The following is a 966-nucleotide window of genomic DNA, read 5'->3' as shown; positions in this document are numbered from 1 at the left end:
GAATTCACCAACGAACTCATCGATGCTGGTGGCATCAAATTTAGCTTTAAAGCGTCTAGAGAGCATTCTCAAAAAGACAGCATAATGCTTCAATGGATTGCGCTGATAGCAGTTTTTGCGACGCTTCTCATAATAAATCTGTGCAGTATCAGCGTAATAGTGCTCATACAATAAATAGCTGCTGTCTCTTTGCAGGACGCTTCCGCGTTTGATTTCGCGACTGATTGTCGACTTATGGCAGCCAACTTCTTGAGCGATAACAGTACGGGAAGTTATGCCGGAATCCAGCATTGCTTGAATTTGTCCACGTTGTACGCTGGTTAATTGATGATAGTGCTTAGAAATGCTAGAATTTGAATTGGTCATGAAGATCTTCCTTTCTTGATTTTTCGTCACTTCAAGTTTAGGTCTTCATGGCCTTTTTGTTTAACACTTAGTGTTGCACTTCAATTTTAAATCCGGGTAAAAAAAGCAAAATAAAAAAATTGAAAAAAAGCCTTGCATTTTAGATTAATATCTATTAATATTAAATACGTTGTGATTGAGGGATCACATCGATGACTTAAAAGTTTTAAAAGATAAAAAAGTTCTTGACTTTTAAAACTTGTTTAGTTATTATAATAAAGTGCTCTTCGGTAAGAGACATGACCCGTTGGTCAAGTGGTTAAGACACGGCCCTTTCACGGCCGTAACATGGGTTCAAATCCCGTACGGGTCATTTACCATTTTAATATATTTTGGTACTTACAGCTAATGGAGGATTACCCAAGTGGCTTAAGGGGACGGTTTTGAAAACCGTTAGGCGGTTCTGCCGCGCGTGGGTTCAAATCCCACATCCTCCTTATATTATCGCGGGATGGAGCAGTCTGGTAGCTCGTCGGGCTCATAACCCGAAGGTCGTTGGTTCAAATCCAGCTCCCGCAATTTGGTCCATTGGAGCAGTGGTTTATCTCGCCTCCCTGTCAC

1 protein-coding gene and 3 tRNA genes are annotated in these 966 nt (G+C 40.8%); 3 read left to right on the top strand and 1 reads right to left on the bottom strand.

The features are described from left to right. Nucleotides 1-366: helix-turn-helix domain-containing protein (locus tag B5E95_RS10410; protein WP_005728997.1), on the bottom strand; the 366-nt coding region annotated here is incomplete at its 3' end. Between the two features lie 280 nt (nt 367-646). On the opposite strand from B5E95_RS10410, the gene B5E95_RS10405 reads away from it, so the two are divergent. From B5E95_RS10405 to B5E95_RS10395, 3 genes are all read left to right on the top strand, one after another. Then, nucleotides 647-718: transfer RNA gene (locus tag B5E95_RS10405), tRNA-Glu, on the top strand. Nucleotides 719-755: 37 nt separating this feature from the next. Then, nucleotides 756-842: transfer RNA gene (locus B5E95_RS10400), tRNA-Ser, on the top strand. An 8-nt stretch (nt 843-850) separates the two neighbouring features. Continuing rightward, nucleotides 851-924: transfer RNA gene (locus B5E95_RS10395), tRNA-Met, on the top strand. The last annotated feature ends 42 nt before the right edge of the window (nt 925-966 follow it).

Source organism: Lactobacillus gallinarum (assembly GCF_002160635.1).
In the GTDB taxonomy this organism is placed as follows: Bacteria; Bacillota; Bacilli; order Lactobacillales; family Lactobacillaceae; genus Lactobacillus; species Lactobacillus gallinarum.
Note: the sequence above shows the minus strand (reverse complement) of the source record. Positions and strands in the feature narration are given on the sequence as shown.